Source organism: Serratia sp. MF1(2023), assembly GCF_030954545.1.
GTDB classification, from domain to species: domain Bacteria; phylum Pseudomonadota; class Gammaproteobacteria; order Enterobacterales; family Enterobacteriaceae; genus Serratia; species Serratia sarumanii.
The window spans coordinates 13,848-30,886 of record NZ_JAVHUX010000015.1 but is presented as its reverse complement, the minus strand read 5'-3'; the positions used below and the strand labels follow the sequence as shown (position 1 = coordinate 30,886).

Below are 17,039 nucleotides of genomic sequence, written 5' to 3'. Positions count from 1 at the left end.
CATGGACTGAACGCCGGCCCTCGCACCGGTTTCGCCGCAGACAGGATCACGCTCTCTCATGCCATTGACTGGTCACCCCCTGCAATTCAACGATATTCAGGCGATTTTGCCTCATCGTTATCCCTGCCTGCTGGTCGATCGCGTGCTGCCCGCCGGCACCTGCATTGCCGAAGGGCGGTTGAGCGCCATCAAGAACATCACCGCCAATGAGCCGACGTTCTGGAACGGCCACGCGTACTTCGCCGGATTTCCCGGCGTGCTGTTGGTGGAAGCGCTGGCGCAAAGCACCGGTCTGCTGGCCCACTACTATCTCGGGGCGCTGAATGAGGGGGAGCATTACTATTTCGCCGCCATTCAGCGCGCGCGGTTTTATCGCGCCGCCCGCCCCGGGGACCAGGTGCTGATGGAGGTCGCTTTTGTTCGTCGGCGCGGGGCGATCGCCCGCTTTACCGGCCGCGCCAGCATCGATGGCCGGCGCATTTGCACCGCCGATTTCATGTGCGCCCGTAAATAGGCCGCTTGCCAAAGGAGCCCTGCGAATACCATGTCTCTGGTTGACAGCTTACTCAGAACCCTCGATTTCTCTCCGCGCGGCCAGGTGATCGCTCGCGAAGCCGACGCCTGGGGCGAAATCATCGTTTCCGATCACAAGGACTACCGCACGCTGCGGTTTGACGGCATCTGCGAACAGAGCAAGATGAGCCTCAGCAACCCCGCGCAGCCGATCCACAACTACATCAAAGCGATGCTGATGGCGGTGGCCTGGCAACCGCCGAGCTCGGCGTTGATTTTGGGGTTGGGCGGCGGCAGTCTGCTGCGCGCGCTGCACGCGCTCGATCCGGCGATGCGCCTCGACGTCGTCGAGCTGCGCGCTGCGGTGATCGCCGTCGCGCGCCGCTATTTTACGCTGCCGGCCACCGACACCATCAGCCTGCGCACCGCCGACGCCATGGACTTCGTGCGCCCGCCCGTCGAGACGCGCTACGATCTGATCTTCTCCGATCTCTATTCGGCGTTCGCCATGGATCCGCAGCAAGGCACCCAGACCTTCCTGGAAAACTGCGCCGCGCGGCTGAACGACGGGGGCTGGCTGGTGCTCAATTACCACGATCTGCCTGACGAAAACAGCCTGCTGTACCACAGCCTGCAGCGAATATTCGGCACCGTATTGTTTTGCGTCGCCCCCAGCGGCAACGTGATCATTTACGCCACGCCGGCCCAGGTGACGCTGCCGCTGAGCGCGCTGCGCAGCCTGGCCGCCGGCAGCGGCGAGCTGTTCAACTGCGAACTCGGCTACCTGTCACGCAAAATAGAGCGGTTGCATTTCCGCTAAAGACGGGCGGCGACGCGGTCTGGCTGGCCGCTTCGCCCACATGGTATTATCATTCAGTTATCATTCTCTGGAGGATCCTGATGGAAAAGAAAACGGCGCGGCTAACGGTGCTGATTGACCCGGACAAGAAAAAAGCCCTGGAAGACCTGTGCCTGCAGCAGGACGTCACCCCTTCCCAGGTGGTGCGCCAGCTGATCCGCGATTACCTGCATAAGCATCAGGTGGACTATCCCAGCCAGCCGACTCACGCCAACCCGCGCGTAGAGAGCAATTGAGCGGCGGCCTGCCCCGCATACCGTGAAGCGCGCTATTCCCCTGCGCGCGTCCCTAATCCGAATCCTCCGTTGCGGTCTGTCCATTCGGCAATATCGCTGCTACTGTTTTATGCGTTCATACTCTCTCTTCGGAAAGGAAGCGCCATGTTCAGCCATATTACCGTCGGCGTCAGCGATCTGGACGCCGCCGCCGCCTTCTACGACGCCATCCTGTTGCCGCTGGGATTACAGCGGCGGGAAGTGACGCCGGACGGCGGCCCCGCCGCCCGCTGCTGGGTGATGCCGGGCCAAACGCTGCCGCGTTTCTATGCTTACCAACCCTTCGACGGGCAACCCGCCAGCGCCGGCAACGGCAGCATGCTGGCGTTTCTCGCCGCCGATGAGCTGGAGGTCAAACGCGCTTACGCCGCCGGCCTGCTGGCGGGCGGCAGCGGTGAAGGCGAGCCCGGCGAACGCGCGCATTACGGCAAGGGCTATTTCGGCGCTTACCTGCGCGACCCCGACGGCAACAAGGTCCATGTGGTGTACCGGGGCGATCTCGCCTGATGAAATGTTCGGTTCATATCGCCACCGGCGTGACCGGATTCATCGCCGTCACCCCATCGGACAACGGGTTCGCGCAAGCACGTTACGCGGTTCAGCGCGAATCGTAACGCAGCATCAGGCGGCGGCCGCCGAAGGCGATGAGCAGCGCCGCTAACGCCAACAGCGCCGCCACGCCGTAGGTCACCTGCATGCCGTAAGCCGCGGCGGCGGCGGCGCCCGTCACCCGCTGCGAAGCCAGATAAAACAGCGCCCCCAGCGCCGAAGCGCCAGTGATCGCCCCAAGATTGCGCGCCAGGTTCACCATGCCGGCGACCAGCCCGCGCCGTTCGGGAAACAGATCCTTCATCAGCATGGTGTTGTTGGCCACCTGAAACAGCGCATAGCCGGCGGTCAGCAGCGCGATGGGGCCAACATAGCCGAGCACGCCCCAGCGGTTAAGCAGCGACAGCAACGCTGCCCCGGCGGCCACCGCCGCCAGCCCAAACTGGCCAATGCGCTGCGATCCGAAACGATCCACCAGATAACCGGCCGGAATGCCGGTCAGGATCGCCACCGCCGGCCCCGCCGACATCACCAGCCCGACCTGCGCTGCGCTTAGCCCCAGCGCGCGCGACAGGTAGAACGGCCCGACCACCAGCGTGGCGGTCATGACCGTCATCACCAGCGCGCTGGCCGCCAGCCCCGCCGTCAGGGCCGGGTGGCGGAACATCGCCGGCGCCAACAGCGGCGATGCGGCGCGGCGTTCCACGCCGATGAACAGCGCCCCCGCCAACAGCGCCCCCAGCATCAACGCCAGATTGAGCGCACCGAAGTTGCCGCGCCCAAGGGTCATCGCCAGCGAATAGCAGAGCAATGCACCGCCCAGCAGCAGCGTACCGGCGCGATCGAACGGTTCCTGGCGCGCTGCCGGGTGCGGCCCATTCGGCAGGTATCGCCAGGCAAGCCACAGCGCCAGCAGCCCCAGCGGCAGATTGATAAGAAACATCGCCCGCCAGCCGAAACCGGCGATCAGCGCGCCGCCCAACGACGGCCCCAGCGCGGTGCCCACTGCCGACATCGTGCCGAGCAGCCCCATCGCGCGGCCGATTTTATCCGTGCCCAGCGCTTCGCCCGCCAGCGCCATGGCGATCGACATCATGACCGCGCCCCCCAGCCCCTGCGCCATGCGCGCCGCCAGCAGCAGCCAAAGCTGCGGGGCCAGCGCACAAGCGAGCGAAGCGGCGGTAAACAGCGCGATGCCCGCCAGCAGCAGGCGGCGGCGATTAAGGCTGTCGCCGAGGCGGCCGATGCCGATGATGCAGGTGGTGACGGCCAGTAAATAACAGAGCAATACCCACTGCACCGCCTGGAACGAAGCATGGAACGCGGCGGCGAGCGCCGGTAGCCCAACGTTGGCGATGCTGATGCCGAGCGATGACAGCAGCATGCTCAGAGACAGTGCGGCCAGTATGCCGCGGACGCCCTGCGGCGAAGGATGGGATAACATGGTAAACACTCCTGACATAGACTGAGGATTAGCCTATGTCAGGGGTTGGAATGGCGGAAGACGCACGGTATGCACTGTATCCATGCGTCTGACGCCTTATCTGACGCGAGCCGTTACCAGGCGGCGATTTCCGCCTCGGTGAGCGGCAACGGCTGAGTCACTCCGGTTTCCGCCGCCAGGGTGGCCGCCTCCAGCACCGCCATCACCGCCAGCGCCTGCGCAGCGGTAACCGGATTGCTGCCGGCGCCGCGCAGGGCGTCGCGTACCTGGAAGTAATACTGGCGCTGATCGCCATCCGGCGTCGGCAGCGTGCGCACCGGCTCCGTGCCGATAAACAGGCTCATCGCGTCGTCGTCTTTGCCCCACTCCGCCGAGCCCGGCGTCACGCCGGCCAGCAGTTGGCTCTCCTGCCCGTCGGCGCGCGTTTTGACCACGCTGCCTTTCTCGCCGTGCACGGTAAAGCGCGACACGCCGCCCGCCACCAGCATGCTGCCATGCAGGATCACGCGGTGCGTCGGGTAGTTGAGCACCACGTGGGCCCAGTCGTTAACCTGCGCGTTGGGGCGCAGCGTGGCGATGTTGGCCTGCACGCTGTGCGGCAAACCGAACAGCTGCAGCGCCTGATCGACCATGTGCGGCCCCAGATCAAACCACAGCCCGCTGCCCGGCAGGTTCTGCTCGCGCCAGCGCACCCGCACTTCGGGGCGGTAACGATCGATGTGCGACTCAAAGTGCGTCACCTTGCCGATCAGCCCCTGTTCGATCACCTGCTTCACCCCCAGGTAGTCGCTGTCCCAGCGGCGGTTCTGGAACACCGACAGCAGGCGATCGTGTTTTTCCGCCGCCGCAATCAGCGTGCGCGCCTGCGCCAAGTCCAGCGTAAAGGGCTTATCCACCACCACGTGCTTGCCCGCCTCCAGCGCGGCCAGCGCCAGCGGCGCATGGGTGTCATTCGGCGACGCGATCACCACCAAATCCACCTCTGGCCGGCGGATGGCCTCCAGCGGATCGGCGATCACCTGCGCGTGCGGCAGATCGGCATGCACCTTGGCAGCATCGCGCGAAGCCACCACGCTCAGTTCCAGCCCCGGCACCGCGTTAATCAGCGGCGCGTGAAACGCCTTGCCGACAAAGCCGTAGCCAATCAGCGCCACCTGCAACGGTCGAGCGGTATCGTTCATCAGTGTTCTCCTCTAGCGGTCGTCGGCGACGACACAAAGTTCAATCAGTGACTGTTCGTCCAGGTTGTCCCACGGGCGATCGGTAAACAGCCGTTGGATCTGCGCCAGATCCGCAACGTGATGCGGTTCGCAGCGATCCAGTTTCATATGGTCGGCCACCAGCCAGCGCTCGCCGCTGTTGGCCAGCATGGCGCGTTTGACCTCTGCATCGGCCTCGTCGCCGGCGCTCAGCCCCAGCTGCGCATGCACCGCGCAGGCGCCCAGCAAGGCGATATCCGCGCGGTAGCGTTCCAGCAACGCCAGGGTGGCGCTGCCGGCGAACAGCCGCTGGCGCGCATCCCACTGGCCGCCGAGCAGAATCAGGTTGATCTCCGGTCTGTCGCTCAGGCACTGCGCGATATCCAGCGAAGCGGTGATCACCGTAGCCGGCCCGCGCAGCGCCTGTGCCACCGCCAGCAGCGTGCTGCCCGCATCCAGCATCAGGGTGCTGCCGGGCGGGATCTGCGCGGCCACCGCGCGGCCGAGCCGCTGCTTGACCTGCGGCAACAGCGCCGCGCGCGCCTGGCGCGGCATGCCGGACGGTTCGAGCGCGATCGCCCCGCCGTGATGTTTCTGCGCCAACCCTTGCCGCTCGAGATCGGCCAGATCGCGGCGCACGGTATCGACCGAAACGCCGATGGCGCCGGCCAATTCCGCCACCGCCGCCTGCCCGCGTTCGCTGAGCAAATCCAGTAAATGGCGCTGTCGTGCCGCTTTGTGCATGGGTTTATTCCGCAGTAAAAAGCATAAAACAGCAATATACAGCAGAAAACAGCATCAGAGAAGCCGCAATGATGCGCACCGGAGATCAAACATCTTTTCGCCTGCGGGATGATGATGAGGGCATAACGCATAACAATCAGGAGAAGTGATGAGCATCGATCTGACGTTTGCAGACCTGAGCGCGCGCGCCGTGCAATACAACGCCCGCGCTTCGGTGGAAGATTTTGACGCCTGCATGGCGGAATACGCCGCGCTGGCCCAGCGTGCCAGGGCGCAGACGCCGGGCATTTACGATCTGCGCTACGGCATGAGCGCCGCCGAGCGCCTCGACCTGTTCCCGGCCAGCGCACAGCCCGCCCCGCTGCTGGTCTTTATTCATGGCGGCTACTGGCATTCACAGCGCAAAGAGGAGGCCTGCTCGATGGCCGCCGCGTTTGCCCGCCGCGGCGTGGCGGTCGCCACGCTGGAATACACGCTGGCGCCGGAAGCGACGCTGGCGGAGATCGTGCACGAGGTGCGCAGCGCCGTCGCCTGGCTCTATCATCACGGGGCGCCCTTCGGCATCGATCCGGCGCGCATTTTCGTCAGCGGCAGTTCAGCCGGCGGCCACCTGTGCGGCATGCTGATCGCCGACGGCTGGCAGCAACGCTATCGCCTGCCGCCCGACGCGATCAAAGGCGCGCTGGCGCTGAGCGGCCTCTACGATCTGCGGCCGCTGTGCGATATCTATATCAACGACTGGCTGCACCTGACGCCCGAACAGGCGCAAGCCCTCAGCCCGCTGTTTTTGCTGCCGGCGAAAGAACATGCGCCGCAGATCCTGCTCGACGTCGGCCAGCGGGAAACCCAAGGCTTCAAAAACCAGACGCAGGCCTATTATGACGCCTGCCTGGCGCGCGGCCTCGACGTCCAGCTGCTGGCCGATCGCCACTGCAATCACTTTACGCTGGTCAACGAGCTGGCCGATGCGGAAAGCGCGATGTTTCGGCAGGTGATGGCGATGATTGACGCAACGCAACCGTAACCTGCCGTTGCAGCCACAGCCTGGCGGCGATCGCGATCGCCGCCAGTGCGGCAAACATGGCCCCGCACAGCAGGCTGCCCGGCAGCCCCCAGGCAGCGATAAACCAGCCGCCCACCAGCGAACCCACCGCCACGCCCAGATTGATAAAGGCGATATACAGCCCGGTGGCGAACGCCGGCGCCTGCGGCGCTTCGGAGGTCAGCCAGATCTGCGTCACGATCAAACCGCTGGTGTGCGCCGCCCCCCAGTACAGACAAAGCGCCGTCATTGAACCGATATTCGCGCTGCCGTAGCAATACAGCAGCGCATAGGCCGCCATCAAGGCTATCGGGTGCAGCAACACCGTCACCGCACGATGACGGCTCAACCACTTGCCGGCCAACAGGTTGCCCGCGACACCGCCCACACCGAACGCCACCAGAAGCAAGCCGATGGCGCCGCCGCTGAGGCCGATTTCACGGCTGAGGTACTCGGCCGCGTAGGCGTAGACGGCAAACATGGCGGCAAAGATCAGCACGCAGGTGGTGATATTCAGCCACAGCGTGCCGCTGCGCAGGATGGCCAACTGCTTGCCATAGCTGAGGCGCTGCACGGCCGCATCAGGCAAGCGCCACAGCAATCCCAGCGCCGCCAGCAGGTTGACCAGCGCGCAAAATCGGAACGACGCCTCGTAACTGAACTGCCCGGCGATCCATTGCGTCAACGGTATCCCCAACACCATGCCCATGCTGGTGCCGATAAACGCATAAGCGGTTGCTTTGGTGGCTAGATGCGGCGGATAAAGCGCCGTGGCCGCCACCATCGCCAGTGAAAAGTAGATCGGGTGAAACAACGCCGGCAAAATGCGCAGCAGCATGAGCATGGCAAAGCTGTCCGCCTGAGCGGCCAGCGCGCTGGCTGCCGCAAACACGGCCAACGCGATCAACAGCATGCGTTTGCGATTAAACCGCGACGCCAGCAGCACCAACAGCGGCCCGAACAGCGCAATGGTCAGGGCGAAGACCCCGACCAGCCAGCCGGCCTGCGCCGTGGAGATGCCATAGCGCGCGATGATCTGCGGCAAGATACCCACTACGCCAAACTCGATGCAGTAAACGCCGAACAGCCCCAGCGCGATGAAGAAAATCGGTGGCAACAGGCCCATCACATCGCTCCCGTCGCGGCATAAACCGCCTGACAAATCTCGCCGACAAAGGCGCCGGACATCCCCTCCAGCGCCGTGTTGGTAAACGCCACCACGCTGAGCTGCCGGGCCGGATCGACAAACCACGAGTGGCCATAGGTGCCGCCCATCCGCCAGCTGCCAACGGACTCCGGCGTTTGCGCGGCGACGGGATCTTTCAGCACGGTGATGCCCAGGCCAAACCCACGCCCAGGCCAAAACGGCATCGGCAGATCGCCGATTTGGTTGGTGGTCAGCGCCGCCACCCAATCAGCCGGCAGCACCTGCCCGCCCCCCTGGCGCAACGTTTCCAGCAGGCGCAGGAAATCCTCCGCCGATCCGACCATGCCGGCGCCGCCGGAGGCGTACGCCTGCGGATCCAGCGCACGCGCCGGCGACAGATGAAAACCGGCGCTGCCGTCGATGAACGGTAAACGATCCGGCTGGCGCAGGCGGCGTGGCTCGCCGGCATGATCGGCGTATGCGGCCGCCAAACGCGCGGCGTCCACCGCCAGGAAATCGGTATCCGTCATCGCCAGCGGCCCGGTCACCCATTTTTTGACCGCCTGCGCCAGCGGCAGGCCGCTCGCCTGTTCAATAACCGCGCCCAACACATCGGTGGCGATGGAATAACGCCACGCCGCGCCGGGCGGAGCCAGCAACGGCGCGGAAGCGATACGCCGCACATTTTCCTGCAGGCTTACCGCCGCCTCATCCATGCCGTCGGAGACCGCCGACTGAGCGTAGAATCCCCCTTCCGGCTGGAAAAAACGGTAGCTTAATCCGGCGGTGTGGGTCATCAAATGCCATAGCGTCATCAACGGTTGGGTGCCGTCCGCCAGCCGCGGGCGAAAATTCGGCAGCCAACGCGTGATCGGATCGTCTAACCGCATGCCGCCTTGCGCCATCAGCGCCAACGCCGCCGTGGACACGATCGGTTTGGACACCGAAGCCAGCCGAAACAGCGTATTGCACGCCATCGGCTTGCCCGCTTCGCGATCCGCCATGCCCACCGCGCGTCGATAAACGATCTCACCGCCCTGCGCCACCAAAACGACCGCGCCAACCAAGCGTTTTTCGCGCAAAGCTTTTTCTAGCGCGCCGTCGATCGCGTTGGTGGAGGATCCGTATTCACTCATCTTTATTGCTCCAGGTAGTCAGCCCATGCTGTCGCCACCGAGCATAGAGCGTGGTGATTAACGGAAAAACAGGCTAGATTTCCTTTCATAGCGGACATTCACATCCGCAATGGGGCAAGCAATGGATAATCTGTCTGGGGTAAGCGTCTTTGTGCAGGCCGCGGAGACGCTGAGTTTCGTTGAGGCCGGGCGCGTGCTCGGCATTTCCGCTTCCGCGGTGGGGAAAAGCATCGCCCGCCTGGAAAACCGGCTGGGCGCGCGCCTGTTTCACCGCAGCACGCGCAGCATGACGCTGACCGCCGAAGGCCGGCTGTTTCTGCACCGCTGTCAGCGCATTCTCGGGGAATTGGCGGCGGCGGAACGGGAAATCAGCGATACGCACAGCGCGCCGCGCGGCAAGCTGCGTGTCAGTTTGCCGCTGGTGGGCGGCCTGTTGAATCCGGTGCTGGCGGAATTTGTTCGGCGTTACCCGGAAATTGAGCTGGAAACCGATTTTTCCGACCGTCGGGTCGATGTCATCGAAGAAGGTTTTGATGCCGTGGTTCGCGTCGGCGAGACCGAAGACTCACGGCTGATGAGCCGCCAGCTGGGCACGTTTCATCTGCAGCTGGTGGCCTCGCCGGATTATTTGCGCCAGATGGGGATCCCGCATCAACCGGCGGAACTGCAAGGCCATGCCTGCCTGCTGTACAAATTTCCCTCTACCGGCAAAGTGGAGCCCTGGCCGATCGCCGGATGGGAAAAGCTGCTCGCCGAAGGGACCAACGCCCGGCTGGTCTGCAATACCGTCGATACCCTGATTTATCTGGCGGAAAGCGGCCAGGGCATCGCCTGTTTGCCGGATTTTGCCGTAAAGCGCGCACGGGAACAGGGGCGATTGCAATCGATCTTGTCTGAGCATTGCCACCACACCGGCAGCTTTAAAGTCCTCTGGCCTTCCAGCAAACACCTGACGCCAAAACTCAGGGTGTTTATCGATACGCTGAGCGCCCGGCTTTTTCGGGATTAGAGACGGTATACGCGATGGAGTAATGATGGGAAGGAAAATGCGGGGGCCGGAGGACGAGAACCGCCCCCTGGCGTGCCGATCAGCCTTTTTTGCGGCCGATAGCGGAAAAGACGTTGAACACTTCACCCAGGCCGTAAATCGCGCCGAGCAAAACGGCCACCATTACCGGCACCAGGACCACCACGGTGGCCAAGCTTTCAATCATTTCTAACATCGTTCTCTCCTGGTTTATAAGCACAGCGAATCTGTGCCGGAAGAAAAGGTTTCCGGCCAATCGGTTGAGTATCGTGGGGAGGCAGTCTAAAACGTGAGCTACATCACACTTGATGCGAGCTAATGTAACTTACACAATTACATTAACGCAATGCAAAAAATGCTCTGCGCGAAGAAGGAATTGGCGCGGGTTTTTATTGCGTATCCGCTTGATATTGCGGCGAACAAGGGACAAAAGGATAGCCTGCGCGCCGCTCGACCTGCCCGGCCATTTCGGCGATGCTGGTTTGCGCCAGGCTGGCTTCCAGCGCGAGACCGACGCGCGCAAACTCTTGCTCCAGCACCGGGGTAATGGCGTGGCCGATATAGCACGCATCGTTAGGCCGGGTACGGTGCAGCATGAAATACGGTTGATCTTCCACCGCGCGATACACATCCAGCAACGAGATCGCTTCCGCCGGCCGCGCCAGCAGCGCCCCGCCGCCTTGCCCCATCTGTGAATAGGTCAGCCCCGCCTCCGCCAGCGCGCCGAGGATGCGCCGCACCACCGTCGGGTTGGTGTTGACGCTGCGCGCGATATCTTCGGAACGCACCGTCTGGCCACGGCACAGCGTGATATTGGTCAGAATATGGATGGCAACGGCAAATCGCGTAGAGGTAGACACCTTGGCACCTGCTCAGAGTTTCGTTTATGTCGGACTAAAACATAAGGAAAACGTATCAATTTCCGGTAATACACATAATGAGTAGGGATAAGAAGAATGTCAACCTGCCCACGCCCGGATGCGGCGGGGCTCAGGCTTCGGCACGGATTTCCGCCACTTTGTCGGGATAAAATGCCAGATGATCCTTGATCGCCACCACGGCGTTATAGGGCATTTCATAGCTCCAGGCCACATTGGCCTCCTGCTCGCCGTTAAGCGCCAGGGAGAAATAACTGCAGTCGCCCTTATAAGGGCAGTAGCTGACGTGCTCGTTTTTCTGCAACAGCGCCATATTCACGTCCTCACGCGGAAAGTAAAACACCGGCGGATAGGTGGCTTCCTGCAGAATGAGCGCATGGCGGCTGTCGGCCAGGGTCTGACCGCCGGCACGCACCACGACCCGCGTCGGATGGCGGGTCAAGGCGATCGGGTGATCAGGGCCGGGGATTTTCACCGGTTTGCCGGATGCGGAAACGAGATCGGACATGGCGGCCTCCAGAGTGTGCGCCCCTCCGCGAGGCGTCTTCCCAGTATAGACCAGCGGTTTTGCCGGCGGCCGCGCATTCGGCGAGCAATTGCTTTTCAGCGCCGCAAAATTAAGAATTTTTACCTGTTCGATTTTCTTACGGAGGAATACATTCATCTCAACTTCTACCGGCAGGTTAATCGGATTATTTTTAATCCATTAATCAGCCAATTTACCAGGAACTCATTATGAATATTAAACGTGCCGCAGGTGTGTTGGTGGTGGTCATGGCAACGCTTTCCGTTACCGCATGCGGGCATATGTCCAAGCGCGATCGCAACACGGCGATCGGCGCGGGCGTGGGCGCCGTCGGCGGCGCTGTGCTGACCGACGGCAGTACGCTGGGCACCCTGGGCGGCGCAGCGCTGGGCGGCATTATCGGCCACCAGACCGGCCGTTAATCATCCGGTTAAAATAATCTCTGCAGGCCGGCGCTTTTTTAACCTATAAGCGCCGGCCTGTTTTTTTATCGAGATAAATTCCCTCAGTGAGGGAAAATAATAAATAACGTTAAACGCAGCTTTATTATTCATTAATCTGCGGCGTGGTTATTTATTGCGCCGGCAGCCTGAAGCGCGCCATCGCTTTTTCTAACCGTTCCGATTCGCCCTGCAACCGCTGCGAAGCCTCGGTCACCGCGTTCACCACCGTGCCGGTTTGCCGCGCCACCTGATTCAGCGCCGCGATGCGCGCCGTCACGTCCTGAATGCTCTCCCCCTGATTGAGCGACGCCAGGGAAATGTCCCCCATCAGCGCACTGCATTTGTTCACCAGATCGATAATCTGGCGCAGGTTGCCCGTCAGTAGATCCACCGCCTGCGAGCCTTGATCGATTTGCTGCAGCGAACGGTTGATCAACTGCTGAATATCGCGCGTCGAATGGCTGCTCTTTTGCGCCAACAGGCCCACCTCTTTGGCCACGATGGCAAAGCCACGGCCGTGCCCCCCGGCGTGCGCAGCCTCGATCGCCGCATTCAGCGCCAGAATATTGGTCTGGAACGCCACGCTGTCGATCAGCGCGACGATGCCGCGCATCTCGGCCGATTGGTTGACGATCCCTTGCATCGAAACATTGACGGTTTGCATCATCCGCTCACCGGCGCCGGCGCACTGCCGGGCCTGTTCGGTTCGTTGGCTAGCCTGCTGCGCATATTGGCCGTTTTCTTCCACCCGCGCCGCCAGCTGCCGCACGTGCTCGGTCGCCAACTGCAATTCGCCGTCCTGCTTCGCCGACTGCGCCGTCAACTGTCGATTGCCGTCCGCCAGCCGCCCGACGCCGTTCAGGATCCCGCCCGCCGCATCGCGCACCTCGCTCACCAGGCGCTGCAGGCCGCCCTGCATATGGCCAATGCTGGTCTGCAGCTGACGCATCTCACGGTTGAACGCCCGCCCAGGCGGCAGCGGCCGCGAAAGATCGCCGGCGGCCAGCACGTTGAGGTGCGCGATCGCCTGCCGCAGCGGTGCGATCACCCAACGAGAGACGCCGAACCAAACGCCCACGGCGATCAGCGCCAGCGCGGCCAACGCGCCGAGCGCAAAGGTTCTGGCCTGCTCCAGCGCCGCCAACTGCCGCACGTTGACGTCATCGCCACGCCGTTCATTCAGCGCCTGGTAAGCGAGATACTTCTCGTTGAAATCCGCCTGAAACGCCTGGATCGGCACGGCGAAAAACGCATCGATGCTGTTGCCCTGCAATCCTTGCGCCTGCTCTTTCAGGCCGTCATAGAACAGGCGATAGCTGTCTTGCAGGGCGCCCGGCGCTTCCGGCGCATCCGCGCGCAAGCGCTCGAACCGGGCAAAGGCCTGCTCTGAAGCCTGCAGCGCCGCCAACGACTCATCCAGCAGGCTGTGCCAGCTGCCGTCGGAGCCGGTGGCTTTGTCCTGCAGATAATAGATGCCCGCACGGTTCAGACTGTCGCTGGCCGTCAGCAGCGACAGTCTGGCGCGATCCATCGTCGCCTGCTGGCGATGCAAGGCGTCGCCCGTCACCAGGTTAACCTTGGCGTCGCGCAGAATATTGGAAATAAATACGGTGGAAAACAATTGCAGCAGAGAAAATAGCGCGATAACGCAAATTACGCCGCTTAATAAGCCCATGCTCTTGCCGAAGCCAAACGCGCGCGGCAGCGCTGCCGCAGATTTTACCCTGCGGCCCAGTGTCAGTTTTATGTTCATGATTTTTAGTCAGTAATACCAGGATGCCGCGAGTCTAACGGGCATTGATGACACTAATATTTCAGCCTGCTTTGCGTCGCCCCCGCAGACCAATAATCGGTATTGCCCGTCAACTCTCATTTTTATTTCTTGACTTGTTTAATACCGGATTTATAGTTTTTCCATTAAACAAGAAACAAAGTTTCATATATTAACTGACGCTGAATTTAATATATGAAACGCACAATAAAATCGTCTCAAATATAAAACCAATGAGCGTAAATGCCCTGTTCACAGGTGAAACTCGCTCGCCTTAATAAACAGTCTACTTTCATCAGGGGCCAGGCATGCGCACGATCACGCTTTGTTTTTTTCTTGTTTCACCAGTGAGTTATGCGGCCACCGCCGCATTGTCCAACGACGCTGCCGCCACCGCGGCACCGGTAAAAAAAAGCCGTCCGGCATTGCCGCATATTCATTGGCAAAGCGAGGATAATAAAAAGAATATTGATATCGGCGGCGCGCTGCGTGCCAATTATCGCTATGAAGACTGGCACAGCAGCAATTATCGGAATCCGCCGCATTTACGCTTTGACGCCTTTCGCATCGATGCCGCCGGCCAGATAAACGACGCGTTTTTCGATAGCGGATTCTGGTTTCAGGATCGGCGCAAATACGCCATCGACCGCGCCTATGTCGGTTACCACCTGTCTGAGCGTTCCGCCGTGCAGCTTGGCGCGCCGTTCAAACCGTTCGGCCTGATGCCCTACCCGCAGTTCGGCTGGTCGTACGGCATTCCGTTTTACCTCGGCTTTGGCGTCAACACCGGGCTGGGCGCCAAATACCAATATCAGCATGACGATTGGGTCTTCGACGCCGCCTACTACCCGCGCATGATGCCGACCGGCGTGCGTTACGCCCCCGATGTCGCCAGCTACGACGATCTGAAAAACACCAACTATGCGTCGCAGCACCTGCAGCGCAACGAAAAACGCGATCAGGTAAACCTGCGGCTGACGCGCGCTTTCCATCAGGGCGGCTGGGACAATGAGCTCGGCGGTTCGCTGGCGGCTTCGCGGCTCTATAACCAGGCGACCGGCGATAACGGCAGCTTCTGGGCGGCGGGTTTACATACGCTGGTGAATTACGATCCCTGGCATCTGTCCGGCCAGGTGATCCGCTACGGTTACGACGCCAAAGGCCCGGCCGGGGCCAACAATTCGGTGATCTTGATGGGGGGCAACGGCCTGACACCGGCCTATCTGATCCCGTCGCAGGCCACCACCGCCGCCATCAACCTGGCGCGCGACGTCGACGTGCCCTGGGGGCCGGTGAAAAAGCTGCGGTTCTACAACGACTACAGCGTGCTATGGAAAGACAGGCACGGCGGCTCAGATTCCAAAATGAACACGCTGGGGGTTCAGGTGTTCGCCATGCCGGTGATGCTGTGGGTGGATCTGACCTGGGCGCAGAACGCCAACCCGTGGGGCGGCGTGGAAAACGCCACCGGCTGGACCGGCACCCAATCCTCCGGCAGCAATAAATGGTATTTTCGCACCAACGTGAACATCGGTTACTACTTCTGAACGCGGCGGGATCTACACTGAAGCATCGCCGCCAGCCGGGCATGGTCGACGCGCTGTTCGCCCGCGACGCCGGGTTGGTGAACGCCGATCTGCAGGCGCTGAAGCGCCTGCAGATCGGTTACCCCTTGACCGACGACACCACGTTAAGCGGCTGGGCGTCCGGCAGAATATTCATGTGCTCCAGCACCTGGGCCATGATCTTGCCGAACACCGGCCCGGCCACCGAACCGCCGAAGTGCTTGCCGGCTTTCGGGTTGTTGACCATCACCACCAGCGCCACCTGCGGATCGCTGGCCGGCGCCACGCCGGCGGTGTAGTTGATGTAGCCGTCGTCGTATTTGCCGCTCGGGCCCATTTTCTCGGCGGTACCTGTTTTGATCGCCAGCCGGTAACCCGGCACCGCGGCGCTCACCCCGCTGCCGCCCGGCAAGGCGTCGCTCTCCATCATATGCACCACGGATCGTACCGTATCCGCCGGCAGAATACGCTGCCCCATCACCGGCGGCGTCACCTTGGTGATCGACAGCGGCCGATAAATGCCGAAGGAACCGATAGCGGCGTACTCGCGCGCCATCTGCAGCGGCGTCACGCGCAGCCCATAGCCGAAGGAGAAGGTAGCGCGTTCGATATCGGCCCAGCGTTCACGATGCTGCGGCAGATAGCCGCTGCTCTCGTTGCCGATGCCAAGCTCGGTCGGCCGCCCCAGGCCAAAGCTGCGATAGACCGCAGGCAGCACCGTGGCCGGCAGCGCCAGCGCAATGTGCGATACCGCGATGTCGCTCGATTTTTGCAGCACGCCGGTGATGGTCAGCTTCGACCAGTGGCCGACGTCTTTAATCAGGTGACCGTTCACCCGATACGGCGTGGTGTCCAGCACCGTATCCGGCCGGATCAGCTTATGTTCCAGCCCCACCATCACCACCACCGGTTTCACCGTCGAGCCTGGTTCGAAGCTGTCGCTGCTGCACACGTTGCGAATGTCTTTCGCCGGGGTGCTGCCATAGTTGTTCGGGTTGAACGACGGGTAGCTGGCCATGCCGAGGATCTCGCCGGTGTCGATCTTGACCAGCACCGCACAGCCGGAGTCGGCCTGGTTGGCCACCACGCCGTCGCGGATCTGCGCATAGAGCACATACTGGATAAATTTGTCGATGCTGAGCGTCACGTTCGGCGGCGGCACCGGATCCACGCTTTTTAGCACGCCGATCACCGCGCCGCTGCCGTCCTTCTGATAGACCCGCAGGCCGTTTTTGCCCTGCAACAGCGGGTTGAAGCCCAGCTCGATGCCCTCCAGCCCCTGATTGTCCTGGCCGACGATGCCGATCAGCCCGGCGGCGTCCTGGCCCATCGGATAAAAGCGGCTGAAATCCTGCTCGGTACTGACGCCGGTCAGGTGCAGTTTGCTGATGTAGGCGGCGTTGTCGTCCTCCACCTTGCGCGCCAAATAGACGAAACGCTTGTGCGCGTTGCTCTGGATCAGATGCTGCACGTCCGCCAGCGGGATCTTCAGCACGTTGGCCATGCTCTGCCAGCGCTCGTTGCCGGTGTCGGTCTGGGTATCGAGAATGTGTTTCGGATCCAGCACGATGTCTTTGGACGATACGCTGACCGCCAGCGCCTCATCGTTGCGATCGGTGATCATGGCGCGGTTGGTCGGCACCACCTGGGTGCGGATAGAGCGCTGGTCAGCTTGATCCGCCAGCTGCTGGTGTTCCAGCAGCTGCAGATAGCCGACCCTGAACGCCAACAGAAAAAAACAGACCAGCATGCCGGCGCAAATCCAGCCGAAACGAACTGTGGAATAGGTTTTACCGCTTTTTTTGGTCGATGGCGCCACTGTTGTGTTAACCCTGCGTTTTTATTCGGTTTATGGTGTTATTTCAGTCTACCTTGCCGGAAATGGTCAGGAGATTGCAGTTTGTAAGAAAGTAAAAACAAA

18 protein-coding genes are annotated in these 17,039 nt (G+C 62.0%); 8 read left to right on the top strand and 10 right to left on the bottom strand.

Annotation, left to right across the window (positions count from 1 at the left end; genetic code table 11):
- The first annotated feature begins 58 nt into the window (after window positions 1-58).
- From fabZ to REA38_RS09215, 4 genes are all read left to right on the top strand, one after another.
- Window positions 59-514, top strand: coding sequence for a 3-hydroxyacyl-ACP dehydratase FabZ (gene fabZ, locus REA38_RS09230; protein ID WP_308885756.1), 456 nt, complete (start codon window positions 59-61; stop codon window positions 512-514).
- Window positions 515-544: 30 nt separating this feature from the next.
- Window positions 545-1,333, top strand: coding sequence for a spermidine synthase (locus REA38_RS09225; protein ID WP_033634514.1), 789 nt, complete (start codon window positions 545-547; stop codon window positions 1,331-1,333).
- 80 nt (window positions 1,334-1,413) lie between these two features.
- Complete coding sequence (locus REA38_RS09220) at window positions 1,414-1,608, top strand: ribbon-helix-helix domain-containing protein (protein ID WP_038872997.1); 195 nt, start codon at window positions 1,414-1,416, stop codon at window positions 1,606-1,608.
- 144 nt (window positions 1,609-1,752) lie between these two features.
- Window positions 1,753-2,154 (top strand): VOC family protein, encoded by a 402-nt coding sequence (locus REA38_RS09215; RefSeq protein WP_033634513.1) that lies wholly within the window; start codon window positions 1,753-1,755, stop codon window positions 2,152-2,154.
- A 91-nt stretch (window positions 2,155-2,245) separates the two neighbouring features.
- On the opposite strand, the gene REA38_RS09210 is transcribed toward REA38_RS09215, so the two are convergent.
- From REA38_RS09210 to REA38_RS09200, 3 genes are all read right to left on the bottom strand, one after another.
- Entirely contained in the window at window positions 2,246-3,640 is a 1,395-nt protein-coding gene (locus tag REA38_RS09210; protein ID WP_230120688.1) for an MFS transporter, read from the bottom strand.
- A gap of 113 nt (window positions 3,641-3,753) precedes the next feature.
- Entirely contained in the window at window positions 3,754-4,821 is a 1,068-nt protein-coding gene (locus tag REA38_RS09205; protein WP_049212345.1) for an oxidoreductase, read from the bottom strand.
- Between the two features lie 12 nt (window positions 4,822-4,833).
- The gene (locus tag REA38_RS09200; RefSeq protein WP_033655028.1) at window positions 4,834-5,583 is read right to left on the bottom strand and encodes a DeoR/GlpR family DNA-binding transcription regulator; all 750 of its coding nucleotides are present in this window, start codon (window positions 5,581-5,583) and stop codon (window positions 4,834-4,836) included.
- Window positions 5,584-5,731: 148 nt separating this feature from the next.
- Between REA38_RS09200 and REA38_RS09195 the strand changes: the two genes are divergently transcribed.
- Window positions 5,732-6,607, top strand: a complete 876-nt coding sequence (locus tag REA38_RS09195) for an alpha/beta hydrolase (protein ID WP_230120685.1) — start codon at window positions 5,732-5,734, stop codon at window positions 6,605-6,607.
- Here REA38_RS09195 and REA38_RS09190 read toward each other — a convergent pair.
- Window positions 6,534-7,751 carry an MFS transporter gene (locus REA38_RS09190; protein ID WP_308885755.1) on the bottom strand — a complete coding sequence of 406 codons (1,218 nt, stop codon included), beginning with the start codon at window positions 7,749-7,751 and terminating at the stop codon, window positions 6,534-6,536. The two genes, REA38_RS09195 and REA38_RS09190, sit on opposite strands and share 74 nt — an antisense overlap.
- Window positions 7,751-8,908 carry a serine hydrolase domain-containing protein gene (locus tag REA38_RS09185; protein WP_308885754.1) on the bottom strand — a complete coding sequence of 386 codons (1,158 nt, stop codon included), beginning with the start codon at window positions 8,906-8,908 and terminating at the stop codon, window positions 7,751-7,753. Before REA38_RS09185 ends, REA38_RS09190 begins: the two co-directional genes overlap by 1 nt.
- 121 nt (window positions 8,909-9,029) lie before the next feature.
- Here REA38_RS09185 and REA38_RS09180 point away from each other — a divergent pair, with 121 nt between their 5' ends.
- Window positions 9,030-9,917, top strand: coding sequence for a LysR family transcriptional regulator (locus tag REA38_RS09180; RefSeq protein WP_308885753.1), 888 nt, complete (start codon window positions 9,030-9,032; stop codon window positions 9,915-9,917).
- 79 nt (window positions 9,918-9,996) lie between these two features.
- Here the strand turns inward: REA38_RS09180 and REA38_RS09175 are convergent, their stop codons facing one another.
- From REA38_RS09175 to REA38_RS09165, 3 genes are all read right to left on the bottom strand, one after another.
- Complete coding sequence (locus REA38_RS09175) at window positions 9,997-10,131, bottom strand: AcrZ family multidrug efflux pump-associated protein (protein ID WP_033634505.1); 135 nt, start codon at window positions 10,129-10,131, stop codon at window positions 9,997-9,999.
- Window positions 10,132-10,324: 193 nt separating this feature from the next.
- A complete protein-coding gene (locus REA38_RS09170; RefSeq protein WP_033648278.1) occupies window positions 10,325-10,795 on the bottom strand; it encodes an Rrf2 family transcriptional regulator in 471 nt (156 codons plus the stop codon).
- A gap of 130 nt (window positions 10,796-10,925) precedes the next feature.
- On the bottom strand, window positions 10,926-11,321 hold the full coding sequence (locus REA38_RS09165) for a DUF427 domain-containing protein (RefSeq protein WP_308885752.1): 396 nt from the start codon (window positions 11,319-11,321) through the stop codon (window positions 10,926-10,928).
- A 227-nt stretch (window positions 11,322-11,548) separates the two neighbouring features.
- Between REA38_RS09165 and osmB the strand changes: the two genes are divergently transcribed.
- Window positions 11,549-11,761: an osmotically-inducible lipoprotein OsmB gene (gene osmB / locus REA38_RS09160; protein ID WP_033648276.1), complete on the top strand. Its 213-nt coding sequence runs from the start codon at window positions 11,549-11,551 to the stop codon at window positions 11,759-11,761.
- A 151-nt stretch (window positions 11,762-11,912) separates the two neighbouring features.
- On the opposite strand, the gene REA38_RS09155 is transcribed toward osmB, so the two are convergent.
- Window positions 11,913-13,457 (bottom strand): methyl-accepting chemotaxis protein, encoded by a 1,545-nt coding sequence (locus REA38_RS09155; RefSeq protein ID WP_308885765.1) that lies wholly within the window; start codon window positions 13,455-13,457, stop codon window positions 11,913-11,915.
- Between the two features lie 404 nt (window positions 13,458-13,861).
- Between REA38_RS09155 and REA38_RS09150 the strand changes: the two genes are divergently transcribed.
- Window positions 13,862-15,100, top strand: a complete 1,239-nt coding sequence (locus tag REA38_RS09150; protein WP_308885751.1) for a hypothetical protein — start codon at window positions 13,862-13,864, stop codon at window positions 15,098-15,100.
- A gap of 118 nt (window positions 15,101-15,218) precedes the next feature.
- Here REA38_RS09150 and REA38_RS09145 read toward each other — a convergent pair whose 3' ends face one another.
- The gene (locus tag REA38_RS09145; protein ID WP_308885750.1) at window positions 15,219-16,937 is read right to left on the bottom strand and encodes a penicillin-binding transpeptidase domain-containing protein; all 1,719 of its coding nucleotides are present in this window, start codon (window positions 16,935-16,937) and stop codon (window positions 15,219-15,221) included.
- Between the last annotated feature and the right edge of the window lie 102 nt (window positions 16,938-17,039).